Here is a 16,349-nt window from a genome sequence, read left to right on the forward strand (position 1 = left end):
CACTGCTTGGTCCGGACACGCAGACGGACAGACGGACAGACAGACGGACAAGCAGACAGACGGACGGGAGGCACGGTGCCAGCTGGCACCGTGCCTCCCGTCCGTGGACCGCCTGCGTTACAGGGCGGCCAGGACCGCGTTCAACGTTGCGGACGGGCGCATGACCGCGCTCGCCTTGGCGTCGTCCGGACGGTAGTAACCACCGATGTCGGCGGGGGAGCCCTGGACGGCGATCAGCTCTTCGACGATCTGCTGCTCCTGACCGTCGAGCTGCTTCGCGATCTCGGCGAACGCCGCGGCGAGCTCGGTGTCTTCGGTCTGCGCCGCGAGCTCTTCCGCCCAGTACTTCGCGAGGAAGAAGTGGCTGCCGCGGTTGTCGATCGTGCCGAGCTTGCGCCCGGGGGACTTGTCCTGCTCGAGGAACGTCCCGGTGGCCCGGTCGAGGGTCTCACCGAGGATCTTCGCGCGCTGGTTCCCGGTCACGCCGGCGAGGTGCTCGAGGCTGACCGCCAGCGCGAGGAACTCGCCGAGGCTGTCCCAACGCAGGTAGTTCTGCTGGACGAGCTGCTGCACGTGCTTCGGCGCGGAACCACCGGCCCCGGTCTCGAACAGGCCGCCGCCGCCGAGGAGCGGCACGACCGAGAGCATCTTCGCCGAGGTGCCGAGCTCCATGATCGGGAACAGGTCGGTGAGGTAGTCGCGGAGGACGTTGCCCGTGACCGAGATCGTGTCCTCGCCGCGGCGGATGCGCTCCAGCGAGAACCGCATCGCGTCTTCCGGCGAGAGGACCTCGATCTGCAGACCGTCGGTGTCGTGCTCGCCGAGGTACCGGTGGACGAGCTCGATGAGCGCTGCGTCGTGCGAGCGGGTCTCGTCGAGCCAGAACACGGCCGGCGTCGCGCTGGCGCGGGACCGGGTGACGGCGAGCTTCACCCAGTCGCGGATGGCGACGTCCTTGGTCTGGCACGCGCGCCAGATGTCACCCTGCGCGACCTGGTGCTCGATCACGACGTCACCGGCGGAGTTGGTCACGCGGACGGTGCCGTCGGCGGGGACCTCGAAGGTCTTGTCGTGCGAGCCGTACTCCTCGGCCTTCTGCGCCATCAGGCCGACGTTCGGCACCGAGCCCATGGTCGCGGGGTCGAAGGCGCCGTTGGCACGGCAGTCCTCGATCACGGTCTGGTAGATGCCGGCGTAGCTGGAGTCCGGGATCACGGCGAGGGTGTCGTGCTCGTCGCCGTCCGGGCCCCACATGTGGCCGGAGGTGCGGATCATCGCGGGCATCGAGGCGTCGACGATGACGTCGCTCGGGACGTGCAGGTTCGTGATGCCCTTGTCCGAGTCGACCATGGCGAGCTCGGGACCAGCGGCGATGCCGTCCGTGAACGCCTGCTTGATCTCCGCACCGTTCGGCAGCGCGTCGAGCCCGGTGAGGATCGAGTTCAGCCCGTCGTTCGGGGTGAGACCGGCCGCGGCGAGGTCGGCGCCGTAGCGGTCGAACACGTCGGGGAAGAAGGCGCGGATCACGTGCCCGAAGATGATCGGGTCGGAGACCTTCATCATCGTGGCCTTGAGGTGCACCGAGAACAGGATGCCTTCGTCCTGGGCGCGCTTGATCTGCGCGCGCAGGAACTGCTCGAGCGGACCGACGTGCAGCACGGTGCCGTCGATGACCTCGCCGGCGAGGACCGGGATCGACTGCTTGAGGACCTGTTCCTGCCCGTCGGCACCGACGAACGTGATCGTCAGTGTGTCGTCGGCGGGAGCGACCCATGTCTTCTCGTTCGAGCGGAAGTCGTCGACGCCCATGGTCACGACGTTCGTCTTCGACTCGGGGCTCCACGCACCCATGCGGTGCGGGTGCTTGCGGGCGTAGTTCTTGACCGACAGCGGTGCACGGCGGTCGGAGTTGCCCTCGCGCAGGACCGGGTTGACGGCGCTGCCCTTCACCTTGTCGTACCGGGCGCGGGTGTCGCGCTCGGCGTCCGTCGACGGCTCGTCCGGGTAGTCCGGCAGGTCGTAGCCCTGCGACTGGAGCTCCTTGATCGCCGTCTTGAGCTGCGGGATCGACGCCGAGATGTTCGGCAGCTTGATGATGTTGGCTTCCGGCGTCTTCGCCAGGTCGCCCAGCTCCGCGAGCGCGTCGTCGAGGCGCTGCTCGTCGGTGAGCCGCTCCGGGAACAGGGCGATGATGCGGCCGGAGAGCGAGATGTCCCGCGTCTCGACGTCCACACCGGCGGTGCCGGCGAACGCCTGGATGACGGGGAGGAAGGAGTGGGTGGCGAGGAACGGTGCCTCGTCCGTGAGCGTGTAGATGATCTTGGCCATGCTGGCGGGTACTCCCTTGTTCGCGCGTCGGTGGTTCCACGCTACTCGTCGTGAGCGATATCTCGACATCAAGATACATGGGCTGTGGAGAGAGTTCGTCGAGACCCCACCTGTGGACAGCCATCGCGCAGGCGACATCCAGGCGCGTCACTGCGTGCACATAGGGAACGGCCGTGCACTGGAGGGGTCGAGAGGAGCACACCATGTCCACTGCACGTCGCCGCCCCGAGGACTTCGGGTGGACCGCCGAGGACCTCCGCTCCGCGTACGCCTCGGACGGCAGCGGTCCGTTCCGCTACGCACCGGACGGATCCGGCCCCTTCTCCTACGACGCCGACGGCAGCGGCCCGTGGCTCGTCGGCCCCGAACCCGCCCGCGGTCTCGCGGTGTTCGCGCCGCGGAACCGCGGATCCGCGTCCCGCCTGCGCCGCATCGGGACGGCGTGCACGGCGGGAGCGCTCGCACTGACGCTCATCGCCGGGAGCATCGCGATCGTGGACGTCGTGGCTCCTCCACACCATGCGGTGAACGCCGCTTCCGTCCACGAACCGGGACACGACGGAGACTGACCCGCCGAACGGTGCCACGCTGGGGGAGTGACAGAACTCCTCGTCGTGGGCGTGATCGCCCTGCTGGTCATCGCGGCCGCCGCCGTGCTCGGCCCGCGCATCGGCATCGCCGCGCCGCTCGTCCTGGTCGCGGTGGGCATCGTCGCGAGCCTGGTGCCGTGGATCCCGAACGCCGAGATCGACCCGGAGTGGATCCTCGCCGGGGTCCTGCCGCCACTGCTGTACTCGTCGGCGGTGTCCATGCCGACGATGAACTTCCGGCGCGAGTTCGGTGCGATCAGCGGCCTGTCGGTCGTGCTCGTCGTCGCGAGCTCGCTCGTGCTCGGACTCTTCTTCGCGTGGGTCATCCCGGGGCTCGGGCTCGCCTGGGGCATCGCCCTCGGCGCGATCGTCAGCCCGACGGACGCCGTCGCCACGTCGATCGTCAAGCAGACCTCGGTGTCCCGTCGTGTCATCGCGATCCTCGACGGCGAGTCCCTGCTCAACGACGCCACGGCGCTCGTGCTCCTCCGGACCGCGATCGTCGCCGGTGCCGCGTCGTTCTCGTTCTGGGGTGCCGTCGGGGACTTCGCGTTCGCGGTCGCCGTCGCGGTGGCGATCGGGCTCGTCGTCGGCTGGCTGAACCTGCGGGTCCGGTCGCGCATCACGAACCCGACCGTCAACACCGCGCTGTCGTTCGCGGTGCCGTTCGTCGCGTCGATCCCGGCCGAGCACGTCGGAGCGTCCGGACTGGTCGCCGCCGTGGTCGCCGGGCTGGTCACGGGCATCCGGGCGCCACGGGTGCTGCCGCCGAACCACCGACTGTCAGACGCTCAGAACTGGGGCACCGTCGAGTTCGTGCTCGAAGGCGCGGTGTTCCTGGTGATGGGTCTCGAGCTCGCCTCGATCGTCTCGGACGTGCAGTCCGACCACGCCGGGATCGGTCCGGCGCTGCTCATCGCCGTCGGGGCGCTCGTGCTCACGATCCTCGTCCGCACGGCGTACGTCGTCCCGCTGCTGTTCGGGCTGTCCAAGAGCGCCCGGCGCGGCGCACGGATGCAGGAGCGCCTGCAGGGGTTCCAGAACGCGGACACGCAGTCCACGACGCAGGCGCTGACCGACCACCGGTTCGGCAACCGCGCACCGTCCGAACGCGACCTCGAGCGCTTCGGAACCCGGGTCCGCCGGATGCTCGCGGACATCCAGTACTTCACGAAGGCGCCGATGGGGTGGCGCGAGGGCACGGCGGTCGTGTGGGCCGGCATGCGTGGTGCGGTCACCGTCGCGGCAGCGCAGACGCTGCCGCACGGCACCACCCCGCAGCGGTCCCTGCTGGTGTTCATCGCGTTCGCCGTGGCCGGGTTCTCGCTGCTGATCCAGGGCGGCACGATCGGCCCGCTGCTGCGGAGGATCAGCCCGCCGACGGCCGACGCCTCGAGTGGGGATGCCGAGGAACGCGGCCGCCTGATGGCCGTGATGCGGACGGCCGCCGAGTCGGTGCGGGCTGACGACTCGAACGAACTCACACCACGGACCCGCGAAGAACTCGAGGCGACCGACCCCGCCGAGCTCCGCGCGTGGTTCGGACGAGAGAAGGTCCGACGGCTGCAGGTGCTCGATGCACAGCGTTCCGCGTTGCTCGACGCCCGTGACGACGGTGTGTTCGATGCCGAGGTGCTCGAGTCGGTGCTGCGGAACCTCGACGCGGAGCAGATCGCCCTCGAACTCCGGGGCGGCCCGACGGGCTGACCGCGCGTCGGGCCCGCTCAGCACCCGACCGTGAAGCGTCAGCGCCCGACCGTGATGCGTCAGTGCCCGATCATGATGCGTCAGTGCCCGATCGTGATGCGGAACACCCGGACGCCGGCCGTCTGCAGCGCGGCGAGCCCCAGGCGCATGCGGAGGTTCCGGAACGGCGCCTTGAAGGCGTTCGGCGCCGATGCCGAACCGATCTGGTGGAGCACCTCGGCGGTGAGCGTCCGTTCGAGCTTGGGCGCCAGCCGCGTGAGCCCGGACACCGTGACGACGATGCGGACCGCGTTGGGCGCGAGCAGCGGGTCGATGCGCTCGGCCGCCTCTTGCGCACGGTGGAACGCCGGGTCGTCGCCAGGACGCCGGATCGCGATGACGGCCAGCTCCGCCGCCCCCGAGCCCTCCGGCTCCGGCAGGTCGTCGACCCCGATCACCCGCATCCGCCTGGCGTCCACCCCGGCACGGACCGCGGCGACCCTGAGCACCGGGAGGAGCTCTTGGGTGCCCGCCAGCACGACGTCCGCCGTCCGGAGATCGACTGGTTCGTGCCGCTCTCGCGACGATCGGGCCATGAGGGGTCCTTCCGCTCGCTCTCCTCGGACCCTACTGAAGCGCCGAGGGACACGCCGCCCGGATCAGTCGTCTCCCAGGACGGCCCCGAGGCTGCTCGACTCGTCGGACATCGCCGCCCGCAGGACGACCTCGACCGCCGAGACCTGCGCTGCGACGGGCCACGACTCCGGATCGGCCGCGGCGAGCGCCGAGATCCCCTCGACCGCACCGGCGAGTGCGCCCACCCTTGCTGCCGTGTCGATCGCCGACGGCGCTGCCCGGTGGAGGAGTCCGGTGAGCCGTTCCCGGAACGCGGCGTTGTGCGCCGCGTGCCGTTCGGCGAGCGTCTGGTCGGCGAGCGCTGCGGCGAGGAAACCGATCCAGACGCGCGAGTTCGCGAGCCGCTGCTCGTCGACGGGCAGGGCATCGAGCACGATCGCGCGGAGCGCCTCCGCCGGTCCGGTGGCGGAGCGTTCGCTGGCGTCCATCCGGGTTCGTGTCCGCTCGTGGAGCAGGTCCCTGGCGTGCAGGAGCAACGCGCGTTTGTCCCGGAAGGTGTGCAGCACGAGGCCCGTCGTGCACCCGGCGCGTTCGGCGACCGCGCGGAGGGTCAGGCCCGGTACACCGCGGTCGGCGAGGACCTGCCAGACCGCTTCGGACAGGTCCGTGCGCTGCGCATCGACGTCCCGAGTTCGCGGCATGCACCAACCGTAACATCTGTTACCGTAACGATCGATACGGATACGACACCGCCGGGAGACGCCATGTGGACCATCGACCTCGTTCCCTTCGACGACGAGGACGCGGCCGCCCTGCGCGCTGCGCAGCGCGTCGAACTCGACTCGCGGTACGGATCGGACGACCACGAGCCGGGGACCGTGCCGAGTGCGGTCGACGTCCCCGTGTTCCTCGTCGCGAGAACGATGGACACCCCGACGACGGGCACCCCGATCGCCTGCGGCGGGCTGCGCCCCCTCGGACCAGCGCTCTTCGACGGCACCGCGGTCGAGGTCAAGCGGATGTACGTCGCCCCGGCGGCCCGGGGGTCCGGTGTCGCCGCCGCCGTACTCCGGGAACTCGAACGGCACGCGGCGCGACTCGGCGCCGAACGGGTCGTCCTCGAGACCGGGACGATGCAGCCCGACGCGATGCGGTTCTACGAGCGCGAGGGGTACACCGCGATCCCGCGCTACGGCCACTACGCCGACTCCGACCTCTCGGTCTGCTACGAGCGGGTCCTGGAGCCCTAGGCTGGCGCCATGGCGCGGATGCTGCGGACGGAACGGGGCCTCGACCGGCTCGTCAACTTCTCCGACGCGACCGTCGCGATCGCGATCACCCTGCTGCTCCTGCCGCTGGTCGATGTCGCGGGCGAGATCGACGAGAAGTCACTCGGCGACCTGCTGTCGGACAACATCGGCACGGTCATCGCCTTCATCGTGAGCTTCGTCGTCATCTCGCGGCTGTGGCTGTCGCACCACCGGCTGTTCGAGGCGACGCAGTCGTACTCGACCCTGGTGCTGCGGGTGAACTTCGTCTGGCTCGCGAGCATCGCCTTCCTGCCGTTCTCGTCGAACCTCATCGCCCACGAGGCCGAGGACGCCGGGGTGAACGCGTTCTACATCGGCACCATCGCCCTGTCGAGCCTCAGCATGTCCGTGATGCAGTGGGCCGTCTGGCGCGACCCCGAACTCATCCGGCCCGGTGGTCGGCAGATGCTGCACCCGATCGACGGCACCGTGACCTTCGTCGCGCTGATCGTCGCGCTCGTGGGCGCCACGATCCTGCCGGCGCCCGGTCCGTTCTGGCTCTTCATCCTGGTGCCGGCCGGGTGGGTCTCGACGTGGCTGGAGCGGCGGTACAGCGCCCGCGAGAAGACGTCGCAGCACGACACGTGACGCCGAGGGGGGCTGTACAACCGGACAGGTTCGTGCAGAATGGTCTGCGGCCATGACGACTCTCCGCGACGCAGACCAGCACCCCGGCACCCCGGTGGTGCACACATCTCGTCGCGCTGCCCTCGAGGCCGAGCGCGCCGCCGCCAAGGCGAAGCCCGTGAGACCCGCGAAGCCCGTGAGACCCGCCAAGCCCGTGAAGCCGACCTCCCGCTTCACCCGCGTCCCCCGCCGCAGTGTCGCCACCACGAAGCCACCGCTCACCACGAAGCAGCGCACCAGTCGCCTCACCGTGACGAGTGCCCTCGCCGCCTTCGTGATGTTCGCCGCGTCCGCGATGCCCGCACACGCGAGCCCGACGACGTCGACCGCGACCACCACGCTCGCACCCACGGTCAGCACCCAGGACTTCGCCGTCACCCAGGCCGTCGCCACGGCGACCACGAACCGCGACGGCTTCACCGTCGGCGGCAGCGGCGGCGCGACCGCCGGCGCCGAGGTCACCTTCGGCGGCGACGTCCGTTCCCCGTTCCCGAAGCCGGTCAGGATGAGCTCGGGCTTCGGGTACCGCTCCGCTCCCTGCGGCGCGTGCTCGTCGCTCCACCAGGGCCTCGACTTCAACCCCGGCATGGGCGCACCGATCGGCGCGGTCGCGGCGGGGACCGTCCGGGTCTCCGGCACGTACTTCTCGTACGGCAACGCGGTCATCATCGACCACGTGGTCGACGGCCGCGAGGTCTCCACGCTCTACGGCCACATGATCCCGGGGTCGTCGCCGCTCAAGGTGGGGGACGAGGTCACGGCCGGGCAGTTCGTCGGCTTGGTCGGCTCGTCGGGTGTCTCGACCGGTGCGCACCTGCACCTCGAGGTCCTGATGGACGGAACGCTGCCAGTGGACCCCCGCGCCTGGATCGAGTCCCACACAGGGCGCTCGCTCTAGGGATCCGTCCACATTCGCAGCCCGCTGTGGCGGGAATCCCAGCGGACCTGTGCAAGATCACAGGCATGGATGACTCCCACAGTCCCGGGCCCCGCTGATGGGCGCCGACACCTGGATCGCCTTCGGGCTGGTCGTGCTCTTCGTCCTCGTCGGCGGGGTGTTCGCCGCCGCGGAGATCGCGCTCGTCTCGCTCCGCGAGTCGCAGCTCCAGCAGCTGGAGCACCGCGGCAGCAGGGGCGCCAGGGTCGCAGCACTCGGCCGTGACCCGAACCGCTTCCTCTCCGCGGTGCAGATCGGCGTGACCGTCGCGGGGTTCTTCTCCGCCGCGTACGGTGCGTCCTCGATCGCCCCAGACGTCGCTCCGCTGTTCCAGGGCCTCGGTCTCGCGCAGGGCACCGCCGAGACGGTCGCCCTCGTCGCGATGACCCTCGTGATCGCCTACCTGTCGCTCGTCTTCGGCGAACTCGTCCCGAAACGCCTGGCACTGCAGCGTGCCGAGGGCTTCTCGATGCTCGTCGCGCCGACGCTCGACCGCTTCGCGACGCTGATGCGCCCGGCGATCTGGGTCCTGTCGAAGAGCACCGACGCCGTGGTGCGGCTGCTCGGCGGCGACCCGAACGCCCGGAGTGAGTCGATGAGCACCGAGGAGCTCCGCGGCCTGGTCTCCGAGCACGACGCCATCGACGAGCAGGGCCGCCGGATCGCCCGCAGCGCACTCGACGCCCAGGGCCGGATCCTCCGGGAGTCGATGCGCCCGTGGTACGACGTCGCGACACTCGACGCCGGGCAGAGCATCGCCGAGGCCACCGACCTCGCGCTCGACCTCGGCCACACCCGGTACCTCGTCACCGCGGGCTCGCGAGACGACGTGGCGGGGTTCGTGCACCTCCGCGACCTCCTCCGGCCAGCGGACGCGAGCGCCCCGGTGCACACGATCGCGCGCCCGCTCGTCGCGTTCCCCGAGACCAAGTCCCTGTCGAGCACGATCGCCGAACTCCGCACCGGCGGGCAGCAGATCGCGTTGGTCGTCGACGAGTACGGCGGCAGCGCCGGCATGGTCACGCTCGAAGCGCTGCTCGAGGACCTCGTCGGCCGCATCCGCGACGAGTACGACGAACCCGTCTCCGTCAGCGACGGCGTGGAGGGATCGACCGTGCTGGAGGACCTCGCCGCTGACGGTGGCCCGGTCCTGCCTGACGGCGACTACGAGACGGTCGGCGGCCTGGTCCAGGTCCACCTGGACCGCGTCCCACAGGTGGGCGACGTCGTCGAGGTGGGGGAGCACCGCCTCGCGGTGACCGCCATGGACGGTCACCGCGTCGCCCGGGTCACGATCGAGCAGCAGCCGGCCAGCAGACAGGACGCGACCAGCTGACGGACGGGAGGCCCGGTGCCAGCCGACACCGAGCCTCCAGTCCGACGGTCCACAAGTCAGAAGTCGGTGCCCCGGCTCACCGACTCCCACGCGTCCACCTCGGCGCGCAGCGCGTCGAGCGCCGCGCGGAAACCGTCGGACGCGTCGTTGCCGAGCAGCAGCATGTACGGGGTCTCGTCAGCCTCGACCGCGGTGATCAGCGCCTGCGCTGCCTTCGCCGGATCGCCCGGCTGCGTCCCGTGCACCGTGTCGTGCTCGATGCGGCGCTTCCCGGCGGTGTCCGCGTAGGCCTCGATCGGCGTGGCGGACTGCGTCAGGGACCGCCCGGCGAAGTCGGTCCGGAACGCTCCCGGCTCCACGACCATGACGTCGATGCCGAGCGGCTGGACCTCTTTCCGGAGCGACGCGGACAGGGCCTCGGTCGCGGCCTTGACCGCGGAGTAGAAGCCTGAGCCCGCGGGGGAGATCCGCGCGCCGATCGACGAGATGTTCACGATCGTGCCGGTCCCGCGCGTCCGCATGCCGGGCAGCACGGCCTGGACGAGCCGGGTCGGCCCGAAGACGTGGGTGTCGAACAGGCGCTGGACGGCCTCCGGCTCGCCCTCCTCGACGGCGGCGCGGTACCCGTACCCGGCGTTGTTCACGAGCACGTCGACCCGGCCGAACCGCTCCTCGGCAGCGGCGACCGCTGCGGTCACGGCGGACGGGTCGGTGACGTCGAGCGACAGGGCGAGGGCGCGGTCGGGTGCGGTGTCGGCGATGTCCTGCACGCGTGCGGCGTCCCGTGCGGTGACGACGACGGACCCGCCGGCGGCGAGGACCGCCTCGGCAAAGGCCCGCCCGAGTCCGGTGGAGCAGCCGGTGATGAACCATGTGGTGTCGGTCATGTCGCCCATGCTGGCGCGCAACGGGGGTCCGAGACGGGTTCCGCTGGTACCTGCCTCGCTCCCGGGTGCAGCACGTACCCTTCTCGCCATGGGTATCGACGTGCGCAGTGAGATCCGCGACTTCCTGTCCTCACGGCGGGCGCGGATCACTCCGGACCAGGCTGGCATGCCCTCGTTCGGCGGTGGGGTCCGTCGGGTGCCCGGGCTGCGGCGGCACGAGGTCGCGATGCTGGCCGGGGTCAGCGTGGACTACTACACGCGGCTCGAACGGGGCTCGCTCAAGGGTGTCTCGGACAGCGTGCTCGACGGCCTCTCGCGGGCGCTGCAGCTCGACGAGGACGAGCGGACGCACCTGTGGGACCTCGCCCGGCTCGCCAACTCCGGCGTGAAGACCATGCACAAGACGATGCCGACCCGGATCCGACCGGGCGTGCAGCGACTCCTCGACGCGATCACGGGTGCGCCGGCGTGGGTCCGGAACGAGCGCGGGGACGTCCTCGCGGCGAACGAGCTCGGCCGGGCCCTGTACGCGCCGATGTTCGCCGGACCCGGTCGCCCGGTGAACTCCGCGCGCTTCACCTTCCTCGACCCGGCAGCCCGGACGTTCTTCATGGACTGGGCGCGGACGGCGCGGGACTCGGTCGCGATCCTCCGTGCGGCAGCGGTGGCGAACCCGTGCGAGCCGGGGCTCGTGACGCTCGTCGGGGAGCTCTCCACCCGCAGCGAGGAGTTCCGCACGTGGTGGGCCGAGCACGACGTCCGCATGCACCGGACCGGCAAGAAACGGATCGACCACCCCGTCGTCGGTGCCCTCGAACTCGACTACGAGGCACTCGAGCTCGTCGCCGACCCCGGCCTGACGATGTTCACGTACAGCGCGGAGCCCGGTTCGCCGTCCGAGCGCTCGCTGGCGCTGCTCGGCACCTGGGCCGCGACGGAGCGGGCGGAGCAGTACGCCGCCCTGCGCGAGTCCGAGTCCGAGTCGATCGACTGACGCGGGCGCTGGTCGCCGTCCGCTACGCGGAAGGACCAGACGACGACGGTGCATCGTCATCGTCGTCGCCGTCGAACAGCGCCGGGTACTTCAGACGCTCGATGCGCAGCTCACGCTCCTGCGCCGACAGCCGCAGCACCCGGATCGCAGCGAACACGAGCACGATGAGCGCCACGGTGAGCACGGCGAGTGCGAGCACGACGAGCACGTACGGAATGAACACGATGCTGTAGCCCCCGTCGATCATGCGTCGACCCTATCGGCACCCGCGTCGCGCCCCGCCGTAGGCTGAGCCCGTGACCAGGACTGCGGACGGCTCGGCGGGGGACGCCGACTACGGCACGATCGGCGCCGGGTACGGCAGGTACCGCCGCCCGGAGCCCACGTTCGCCCGGGCGATCGCGAAGGCCCTCGGCGATGCCCGCACCGTCCTCAACGTCGGCGCAGGAGCCGGTTCGTACGAGCCCAGGGACCGCGACGTCACGGCTGTGGAACCGTCGGAGTCCATGCGGGCGCAGCGCCCCCCGGAGTTCGCGACGGCGATCGACGCCACCGCCGAGGACCTGCCGTTCGCGGACGACACCTTCGACGCCGCGATGACGACGTTCTCCGTGCACCAGTGGACCGACCTGGAACGCGGCCTCGCCGAGGTGCGCCGTGTGACGCGGGGACCGGTCGTCGTGCTCACGTGCGACCCCGACCGCGTCGAGGACTACTGGCTCGCCGAGTACGCCCCCGACGTGATGGCGACCGAGGCCCGTCGGTACCCAGCGCTCGACCGCATCGCCAGCGCCCTCGGCGGCGACGTCGAGACCACCCGCATCCCGATCCCCTTCACGTGCGTCGACGGGTTCTCCGAGGCGTACTACGGCCGACCAGAGCGGCTCCTCGACCCAGGCGCCCGCAAGGCGAACTCGGCGTGGTCCTTCGTCGACGAGATGAGCGCGGCCCGCAGTGTCGCCGCACTCCGGACCGCGCTCGAGACCGGCGCGTGGGACGACCGACACGGCGCCCTGCGCGTCCAGCCCTCGTACGACGGCTCGCTCGTGCTCTTGACAGCGGCTCCTAGACTGGTCGGATGAGCAACCGTTCCGAGGAGGTCGTCGGCGCCCACAGCGCCGGCATCAGGGCCTGACGCCCCCGGTCGTGTCCGTCGGACGCGGCCACCGTCGTCGTGCACACGGCGTCGACCCTCCTCCAGAACACCCGCTCGGTGCGGCGCATCCACGCGCCCCGAGCGACTCGACCGAAACGGTTCACCATGCTCCCCATCAGCGAGAAGACCATCCGCGCGTCCTTCGTCAACGCCTCCCGCAAGGAGACGAGCGACATCACCCTGCCCACCGACTTCGAGGACATCGTCTGGGACGATCTCGACTACCTCGGCTGGCGCGACCCGAAGATCGGTCGGCGTGCGTACGTCGTCGTGCCGACCCTCGACGGCGAACTCGTCGGCATCCTGTTCCGCCAGGCCGACGCCTCGCCGAACTCCCGGGCGCAGTGCACGTGGTGCCAGGACGTGAAGCTCCCGAACGACGTCGTGTTCTACAGCGCGAAGCGGTCGGGCAAGGCCGGTCGGAACGGCAACACCGTCGGCACCCTGGTCTGCGAGGACTTCCAGTGCTCCCGCAACGTCCGGAAGCTGCCGCCGCCCGCCTACGAGGGCTACGACGTCGAGGCGGCTCGACTCCAGCGGATCGAGGACCTCCAGCTCCGCGCGGCGGGCTTCGCCGCCGAGGTCTGAGGCGACCACAGCGTCTGAGACGGCCGCAGCGTCTGGGACTGCCACAGGGCGGACGGGAGGCACGGTGCCAGGCCGCCACGAGCCTCCCGTCCGTCGTCGGCCGCGTTTCAGGGCGGCGGCCGGCCGACCAAGGGGACACCGGACGGAAATGCCCGTGAAACACGCGTTCCATAGCGTTGCCGCATGGACCTCGGCGATTTCAACGACGCGACCGCCCTCGACGCAGCCACGACCGTCCGCGGGTGGGCCGATGTGCCCGATTGGGTGGACGCCCTCGTCGCAGCCCGGCCGTTCGGCTCCGTCGCCGCACTGATCGACCGTGCGCGCGCCGACGCTGCGGACTGGGGCGGGCCCGAGCTCGACGCGGCACTCGCGCACCACCCGCGCATCGGGGAGCGGGCGACCGACGCGTCCTCGGCGCGGGAGCAGTCCTCGATGCGCACCGCGGACGAGGACATCGCCGCACGGATCGCCTCCGGCAACGCGGCCTACGAGGAACGGTTCGGCCGCGTGTTCCTGGTGCGCGCTGCCGGACGGACGCCGTCGGAGCTGCTCGCGGAGCTGACCCGACGGCTGTCGAACGAGCCGTCCCGCGAGACGGACGAAGCCGCCCGGGCGTTGGCCGACATCGCCGTGCACCGCATCCGCGCGACGTTCGGCGTCGCGCACCTGACCACGCACGTCCTCGACGCGACGACCGGCACGCCTGCCGTCGGCGTCGGGCTGACGCTCCGCGGACCCGCCGGGGACGTCGTCGCGACCGGGGCGACGGACGCCGACGGCCGTGCCGCCCTCGGACCGGACGTGCTCGCACGCGGTGACCACGAACTCCGCTTCGCGACCGGCGCCTGGTTCGCCGACGCGGGCGTCCCGACGTTCCACCCGTCCGTGACCGTGGCGTTCACCGTCGCGGGCACCGACCACCTGCACGTTCCGTTGCTGCTGAGCCCCTTCGCCTACAGCACCTACCGAGGGAGTTGACCCATGACCGTCCACCTGGGACCGAACAAGTACGGCAAGGCCGAGAACCGTCTGGTGCGGGTGACCCGTCACGGTGACCGGCACGAGCTCGCCGACCTGACGGTGACGTCGCAGCTCACCGGCGCCTTCGACGAGTCCTTCACGAGCGGTGACAACGCGTCGATCATCGCGACGGACACGCAGAAGAACACGGTGTTCGCCTTCGCCAAGGAGTACGGCGTAGGTGCACCGGAGGACTTCCTCGCGCTGCTCGCCTCGCACTTCACCACTGAGTTTGACTGGGTGACCGGCGGGCTCTGGCAGGCGGAGGTGCACCCGTGGGAGCGCATCACCGTCGACGGGCAGCCGCACGACCACTCGTTCCGGCGGACCGGTTCGGGCACCAGGCTCGCAACCGTGCAGGTGTCGTACGGGCAGCAGCACGTCACCGGCGGGGTGCAGGACCTCGTCGTCCTGAAGTCGACCGGCTCGGAGTTCCACGGGTTCCCGCGGACGCGGTTCACGACGCTGCCCGAGGTCACGGACCGGATCATGGCGACGGAGGTCACCGCGCGCTGGCGCTACCTGCCGGAAGCGGTGTCGGCCGGGATCGACTACGACGAGGTGTACGCGTCCGTCGTGGAGGTCATGCTCGAGCAGTTCGCGACCGTGCACTCCCTCGCGCTGCAGCAGACCCTGTTCGAGATGGGCCGCGCGGCGATCGAGCTCCGACCGGAACTCGCCGAGGTGCGCTTCGCGATGCCGAACAAGCACCACTTCGTCGTGGACCTGTCGCCGTTCGACATGACGAACGAGAACGAGGTGTTCATCGCTGCCGATCGTCCCTACGGGCTCATCGAGGGGACGGTCGTGCGCGACGGTGTCGAGGACGCCCCCGCGGCGTGGGAGCACCTCCCCGCGTTCATCTGACGGGGACGCCCCCTTCGCGCCGAGACGCCGTCGAAACCCCGAGACGCCGCCGAAACACCGGGCGTCTCGGGGGGTTCGGCGGCGCCTCGCGGAGCGCGGGAGCCGGCCACCGAGCGCGACCCGAGCAGCAGGTTCCCGATGCCGAGGGGCAGCGCCACCACGAGCACGTTCCGGTTGTCGAACCGCACCTTCGAGAGCGTCCTGATGCCCCCTCGCGGTCGGCGGATTCCCTGTCCTCCGGACGCTATGCAGCCCCTGTTTCGCCGAGATGACGGCGGTGGGTCGCGTGGGTCACGCGCCCCACCGCCCGAAACGCACCCCGGAACCGACGGGAGGCTCGTGGCGGTGTCGCCACGAGCCTCCCGTCCGGGAGACGGCCGGGTTACCGGCCGATGCCCGACATGTCGGGGTAGCGGTCGCCGGTCGGGGCGGGCAGCGCCGACAGGCGCGCCACCTGGTCGGCGGTGAGGGTGAGGTCGGCTGCGCCGACGTTCTCCTCGAGCCGCGAGACCCGCTTCGTGCCGGGGATCGGGACGATGTCGTCGCCCTGGGCCAAGAGCCACGCGAGGGCGACCTGCGCGGGAGTCGCGCCGGCCTCGGTGGCGACGGTCTTCACCTCGTCGACGATGCGCATGTTCGTGGCGAACGCCTCCTCTTGGAAGCGCGGGTTCACGCGGCGGAAGTCGTCGGCGTCGAGGTCGGACGGCTTCGTGATCGCGCCCGTCAGGAACCCGCGGCCGAGCGGGGAGTACGGCACCAGGCCGATGCCGAGCTCGCGGAGGGTGTCGAGCACGCCGTCCTCGGGGTCGCGCGTCCACAGGGAGTACTCGCTCTGCAGCGCCGTGATCGGGTGGACGGCGTGCGCCTTCCGGATCGTCTCGGCGCCGGCCTCCGACAGGCCGATGTGGCGGATCTTGCCCTCCTGCACGAAGCCGGCGAGCTGGCCGACGACGTCCTCGATCGGCACGTTCGGGTCGACGCGGTGCTGGTACCAGAGGTCGATGTGGTCGGTGCCGAGGCGCTGGAGCGATCCCTCCAGCGCGATGCGCACCGACTCGGGGTCCGAGCTGATCGCGCGTTCGGTGCTCGGCGTGATCTCGCCGGGCGTGTGCGTGATGATGCCGAACTTCGTGGCGAGGACGACGTCGTCGCGGCGGTCCGCGATCGCGCGGGCGACGAGCTCCTCGTTGATGTACGGGCCGTACATCTCGGCGGTGTCGATGAGCGTGACGCCCAGGTCGAGTGCGCGGTGGATGGTGCGGATCGACTCGTCGTCGTCCGTGCCGGCGCCCGAGTAGAAGGCGCTCATCCCCATGGTGCCGAGGCCGATCGCGCCGACCTCGAGTTCTCCGAGCTTCCGTGTCTGCATGCTCCCGGTCTACTCCGCGCGGCTCGGTTGGAGGGAGGCACCGGTCGTACCGGTCACGGGCGGGCCCTGGTTCGT

17 protein-coding genes and 1 pseudogene are annotated in these 16,349 nt (G+C 70.8%); 12 read left to right on the forward strand and 6 right to left on the reverse strand.

The annotated features are described in order from the left end of the window. Window positions 1-117: 117 nt before the first annotated feature. Window positions 118-2,328: an NADP-dependent isocitrate dehydrogenase gene (locus tag ACIPJ2_RS02430; RefSeq protein WP_281266171.1), complete on the reverse strand. Its 2,211-nt coding sequence runs from the start codon at window positions 2,326-2,328 to the stop codon at window positions 118-120. Window positions 2,329-2,531: 203 nt separating this feature from the next. Between ACIPJ2_RS02430 and ACIPJ2_RS02435 the strand changes: the two genes are divergently transcribed. Beyond that, window positions 2,532-2,897: a hypothetical protein gene (locus tag ACIPJ2_RS02435; protein ID WP_402727397.1), complete on the forward strand. Its 366-nt coding sequence runs from the start codon at window positions 2,532-2,534 to the stop codon at window positions 2,895-2,897. A 27-nt stretch (window positions 2,898-2,924) separates the two neighbouring features. Beyond that, window positions 2,925-4,625: a cation:proton antiporter gene (locus ACIPJ2_RS02440; protein ID WP_402727398.1), complete on the forward strand. Its 1,701-nt coding sequence runs from the start codon at window positions 2,925-2,927 to the stop codon at window positions 4,623-4,625. An 80-nt stretch (window positions 4,626-4,705) separates the two neighbouring features. Here the strand turns inward: ACIPJ2_RS02440 and ACIPJ2_RS02445 are convergent, their stop codons facing one another. Together ACIPJ2_RS02445 and ACIPJ2_RS02450 are read right to left on the reverse strand one after the other, a co-directional pair. Continuing rightward, window positions 4,706-5,200: a hypothetical protein gene (locus tag ACIPJ2_RS02445; protein ID WP_281266174.1), complete on the reverse strand. Its 495-nt coding sequence runs from the start codon at window positions 5,198-5,200 to the stop codon at window positions 4,706-4,708. A 63-nt stretch (window positions 5,201-5,263) separates the two neighbouring features. After that, a complete protein-coding gene (locus ACIPJ2_RS02450) occupies window positions 5,264-5,881 on the reverse strand; it encodes a TetR/AcrR family transcriptional regulator (protein WP_402727399.1) in 618 nt (205 codons plus the stop codon). 63 nt (window positions 5,882-5,944) lie between these two features. On the opposite strand from ACIPJ2_RS02450, the gene ACIPJ2_RS02455 reads away from it, so the two are divergent. From ACIPJ2_RS02455 to ACIPJ2_RS02470, 4 genes are all read left to right on the forward strand, one after another. After that, window positions 5,945-6,430, forward strand: coding sequence for a GNAT family N-acetyltransferase (locus tag ACIPJ2_RS02455; protein WP_402727400.1), 486 nt, complete (start codon window positions 5,945-5,947; stop codon window positions 6,428-6,430). Window positions 6,431-6,439: 9 nt separating this feature from the next. Next, a complete protein-coding gene (locus ACIPJ2_RS02460; RefSeq protein ID WP_281266177.1) occupies window positions 6,440-7,078 on the forward strand; it encodes a TMEM175 family protein in 639 nt (212 codons plus the stop codon). 52 nt (window positions 7,079-7,130) lie between these two features. After that, window positions 7,131-8,015, forward strand: coding sequence for a M23 family metallopeptidase (locus ACIPJ2_RS02465; protein WP_402727401.1), 885 nt, complete (start codon window positions 7,131-7,133; stop codon window positions 8,013-8,015). A gap of 97 nt (window positions 8,016-8,112) precedes the next feature. Next, window positions 8,113-9,390, forward strand: coding sequence for a hemolysin family protein (locus ACIPJ2_RS02470; protein ID WP_402727402.1), 1,278 nt, complete (start codon window positions 8,113-8,115; stop codon window positions 9,388-9,390). A 56-nt stretch (window positions 9,391-9,446) separates the two neighbouring features. Here the strand turns inward: ACIPJ2_RS02470 and ACIPJ2_RS02475 are convergent, their stop codons facing one another. Next, on the reverse strand, window positions 9,447-10,277 hold the full coding sequence (locus ACIPJ2_RS02475; protein WP_402727403.1) for an oxidoreductase: 831 nt from the start codon (window positions 10,275-10,277) through the stop codon (window positions 9,447-9,449). A gap of 88 nt (window positions 10,278-10,365) precedes the next feature. On the opposite strand from ACIPJ2_RS02475, the gene ACIPJ2_RS02480 reads away from it, so the two are divergent. Continuing rightward, entirely contained in the window at window positions 10,366-11,271 is a 906-nt protein-coding gene (locus tag ACIPJ2_RS02480; RefSeq protein WP_402727404.1) for a helix-turn-helix transcriptional regulator, read from the forward strand. Between the two features lie 22 nt (window positions 11,272-11,293). On the opposite strand, the gene ACIPJ2_RS02485 is transcribed toward ACIPJ2_RS02480, so the two are convergent. Further along, on the reverse strand, window positions 11,294-11,518 hold the full coding sequence (locus tag ACIPJ2_RS02485) for a hypothetical protein (protein ID WP_402727405.1): 225 nt from the start codon (window positions 11,516-11,518) through the stop codon (window positions 11,294-11,296). 49 nt (window positions 11,519-11,567) lie between these two features. On the opposite strand from ACIPJ2_RS02485, the gene ACIPJ2_RS02490 reads away from it, so the two are divergent. The 5 genes and pseudogenes from ACIPJ2_RS02490 to pucL all read left to right on the forward strand — a co-directional run bounded on the left by ACIPJ2_RS02490 (window position 11,568) and on the right by pucL (window position 14,905). After that, window positions 11,568-12,353: a class I SAM-dependent methyltransferase gene (locus tag ACIPJ2_RS02490; protein ID WP_402727406.1), complete on the forward strand. Its 786-nt coding sequence runs from the start codon at window positions 11,568-11,570 to the stop codon at window positions 12,351-12,353. Window positions 12,354-12,532: 179 nt separating this feature from the next. Further along, a complete protein-coding gene (locus ACIPJ2_RS02495; RefSeq protein WP_402727407.1) occupies window positions 12,533-13,015 on the forward strand; it encodes an FBP domain-containing protein in 483 nt (160 codons plus the stop codon). 183 nt (window positions 13,016-13,198) lie between these two features. Further along, a pseudogene (uraD, locus tag ACIPJ2_RS02500) lies at window positions 13,199-13,660 on the forward strand (2-oxo-4-hydroxy-4-carboxy-5-ureidoimidazoline decarboxylase); the annotation flags it as partial. After that, window positions 13,658-13,996: a hydroxyisourate hydrolase gene (uraH, locus tag ACIPJ2_RS02505; RefSeq protein WP_402728306.1), complete on the forward strand. Its 339-nt coding sequence runs from the start codon at window positions 13,658-13,660 to the stop codon at window positions 13,994-13,996. The pseudogene uraD and the gene uraH, both read left to right, overlap by 3 nt. Window positions 13,997-13,999: 3 nt before the next feature. Then, window positions 14,000-14,905: a factor-independent urate hydroxylase gene (gene pucL / locus ACIPJ2_RS02510; RefSeq protein ID WP_402727408.1), complete on the forward strand. Its 906-nt coding sequence runs from the start codon at window positions 14,000-14,002 to the stop codon at window positions 14,903-14,905. A gap of 382 nt (window positions 14,906-15,287) precedes the next feature. On the opposite strand, the gene ACIPJ2_RS02515 is transcribed toward pucL, so the two are convergent. Next, window positions 15,288-16,274 carry an aldo/keto reductase gene (locus ACIPJ2_RS02515; protein WP_402727409.1) on the reverse strand — a complete coding sequence of 329 codons (987 nt, stop codon included), beginning with the start codon at window positions 16,272-16,274 and terminating at the stop codon, window positions 15,288-15,290. Between the last annotated feature and the right edge of the window lie 75 nt (window positions 16,275-16,349).

It is taken from the genome of Curtobacterium sp. NPDC090217 (assembly GCF_044746705.1).
Lineage (GTDB): Bacteria > Actinomycetota > Actinomycetes > Actinomycetales > Microbacteriaceae > Curtobacterium.

What these genes read in the sequence shown, in the direction of transcription:
- ACIPJ2_RS02465 (WP_402727401.1), top strand. Translation starts at nt 7,131, where the DNA reads ATGACGACTCTCCGCGACGCAGACCAGCACCCCGGCACCCCGGTGGTG.
- ACIPJ2_RS02485 (WP_402727405.1), bottom strand. Translation starts at nt 11,518, where the DNA reads ATGATCGACGGGGGCTACAGCATCGTGTTCATTCCGTACGTGCTCGTC.
- ACIPJ2_RS02470 (WP_402727402.1), top strand. Translation starts at nt 8,113, where the DNA reads ATGGGCGCCGACACCTGGATCGCCTTCGGGCTGGTCGTGCTCTTCGTC.
- ACIPJ2_RS02515 (WP_402727409.1), bottom strand. Translation starts at nt 16,274, where the DNA reads ATGCAGACACGGAAGCTCGGAGAACTCGAGGTCGGCGCGATCGGCCTC.
- ACIPJ2_RS02455 (WP_402727400.1), top strand. Translation starts at nt 5,945, where the DNA reads ATGTGGACCATCGACCTCGTTCCCTTCGACGACGAGGACGCGGCCGCC.
- ACIPJ2_RS02430 (WP_281266171.1), bottom strand. Translation starts at nt 2,328, where the DNA reads ATGGCCAAGATCATCTACACGCTCACGGACGAGGCACCGTTCCTCGCC.
- ACIPJ2_RS02475 (WP_402727403.1), bottom strand. Translation starts at nt 10,277, where the DNA reads ATGACCGACACCACATGGTTCATCACCGGCTGCTCCACCGGACTCGGG.
- ACIPJ2_RS02445 (WP_281266174.1), bottom strand. Translation starts at nt 5,200, where the DNA reads ATGGCCCGATCGTCGCGAGAGCGGCACGAACCAGTCGATCTCCGGACG.
- ACIPJ2_RS02460 (WP_281266177.1), top strand. Translation starts at nt 6,440, where the DNA reads ATGGCGCGGATGCTGCGGACGGAACGGGGCCTCGACCGGCTCGTCAAC.
- ACIPJ2_RS02495 (WP_402727407.1), top strand. Translation starts at nt 12,533, where the DNA reads ATGCTCCCCATCAGCGAGAAGACCATCCGCGCGTCCTTCGTCAACGCC.
- ACIPJ2_RS02435 (WP_402727397.1), top strand. Translation starts at nt 2,532, where the DNA reads ATGTCCACTGCACGTCGCCGCCCCGAGGACTTCGGGTGGACCGCCGAG.
- pucL (WP_402727408.1), top strand. Translation starts at nt 14,000, where the DNA reads ATGACCGTCCACCTGGGACCGAACAAGTACGGCAAGGCCGAGAACCGT.
- ACIPJ2_RS02480 (WP_402727404.1), top strand. Translation starts at nt 10,366, where the DNA reads ATGGGTATCGACGTGCGCAGTGAGATCCGCGACTTCCTGTCCTCACGG.
- ACIPJ2_RS02450 (WP_402727399.1), bottom strand. Translation starts at nt 5,881, where the DNA reads ATGCCGCGAACTCGGGACGTCGATGCGCAGCGCACGGACCTGTCCGAA.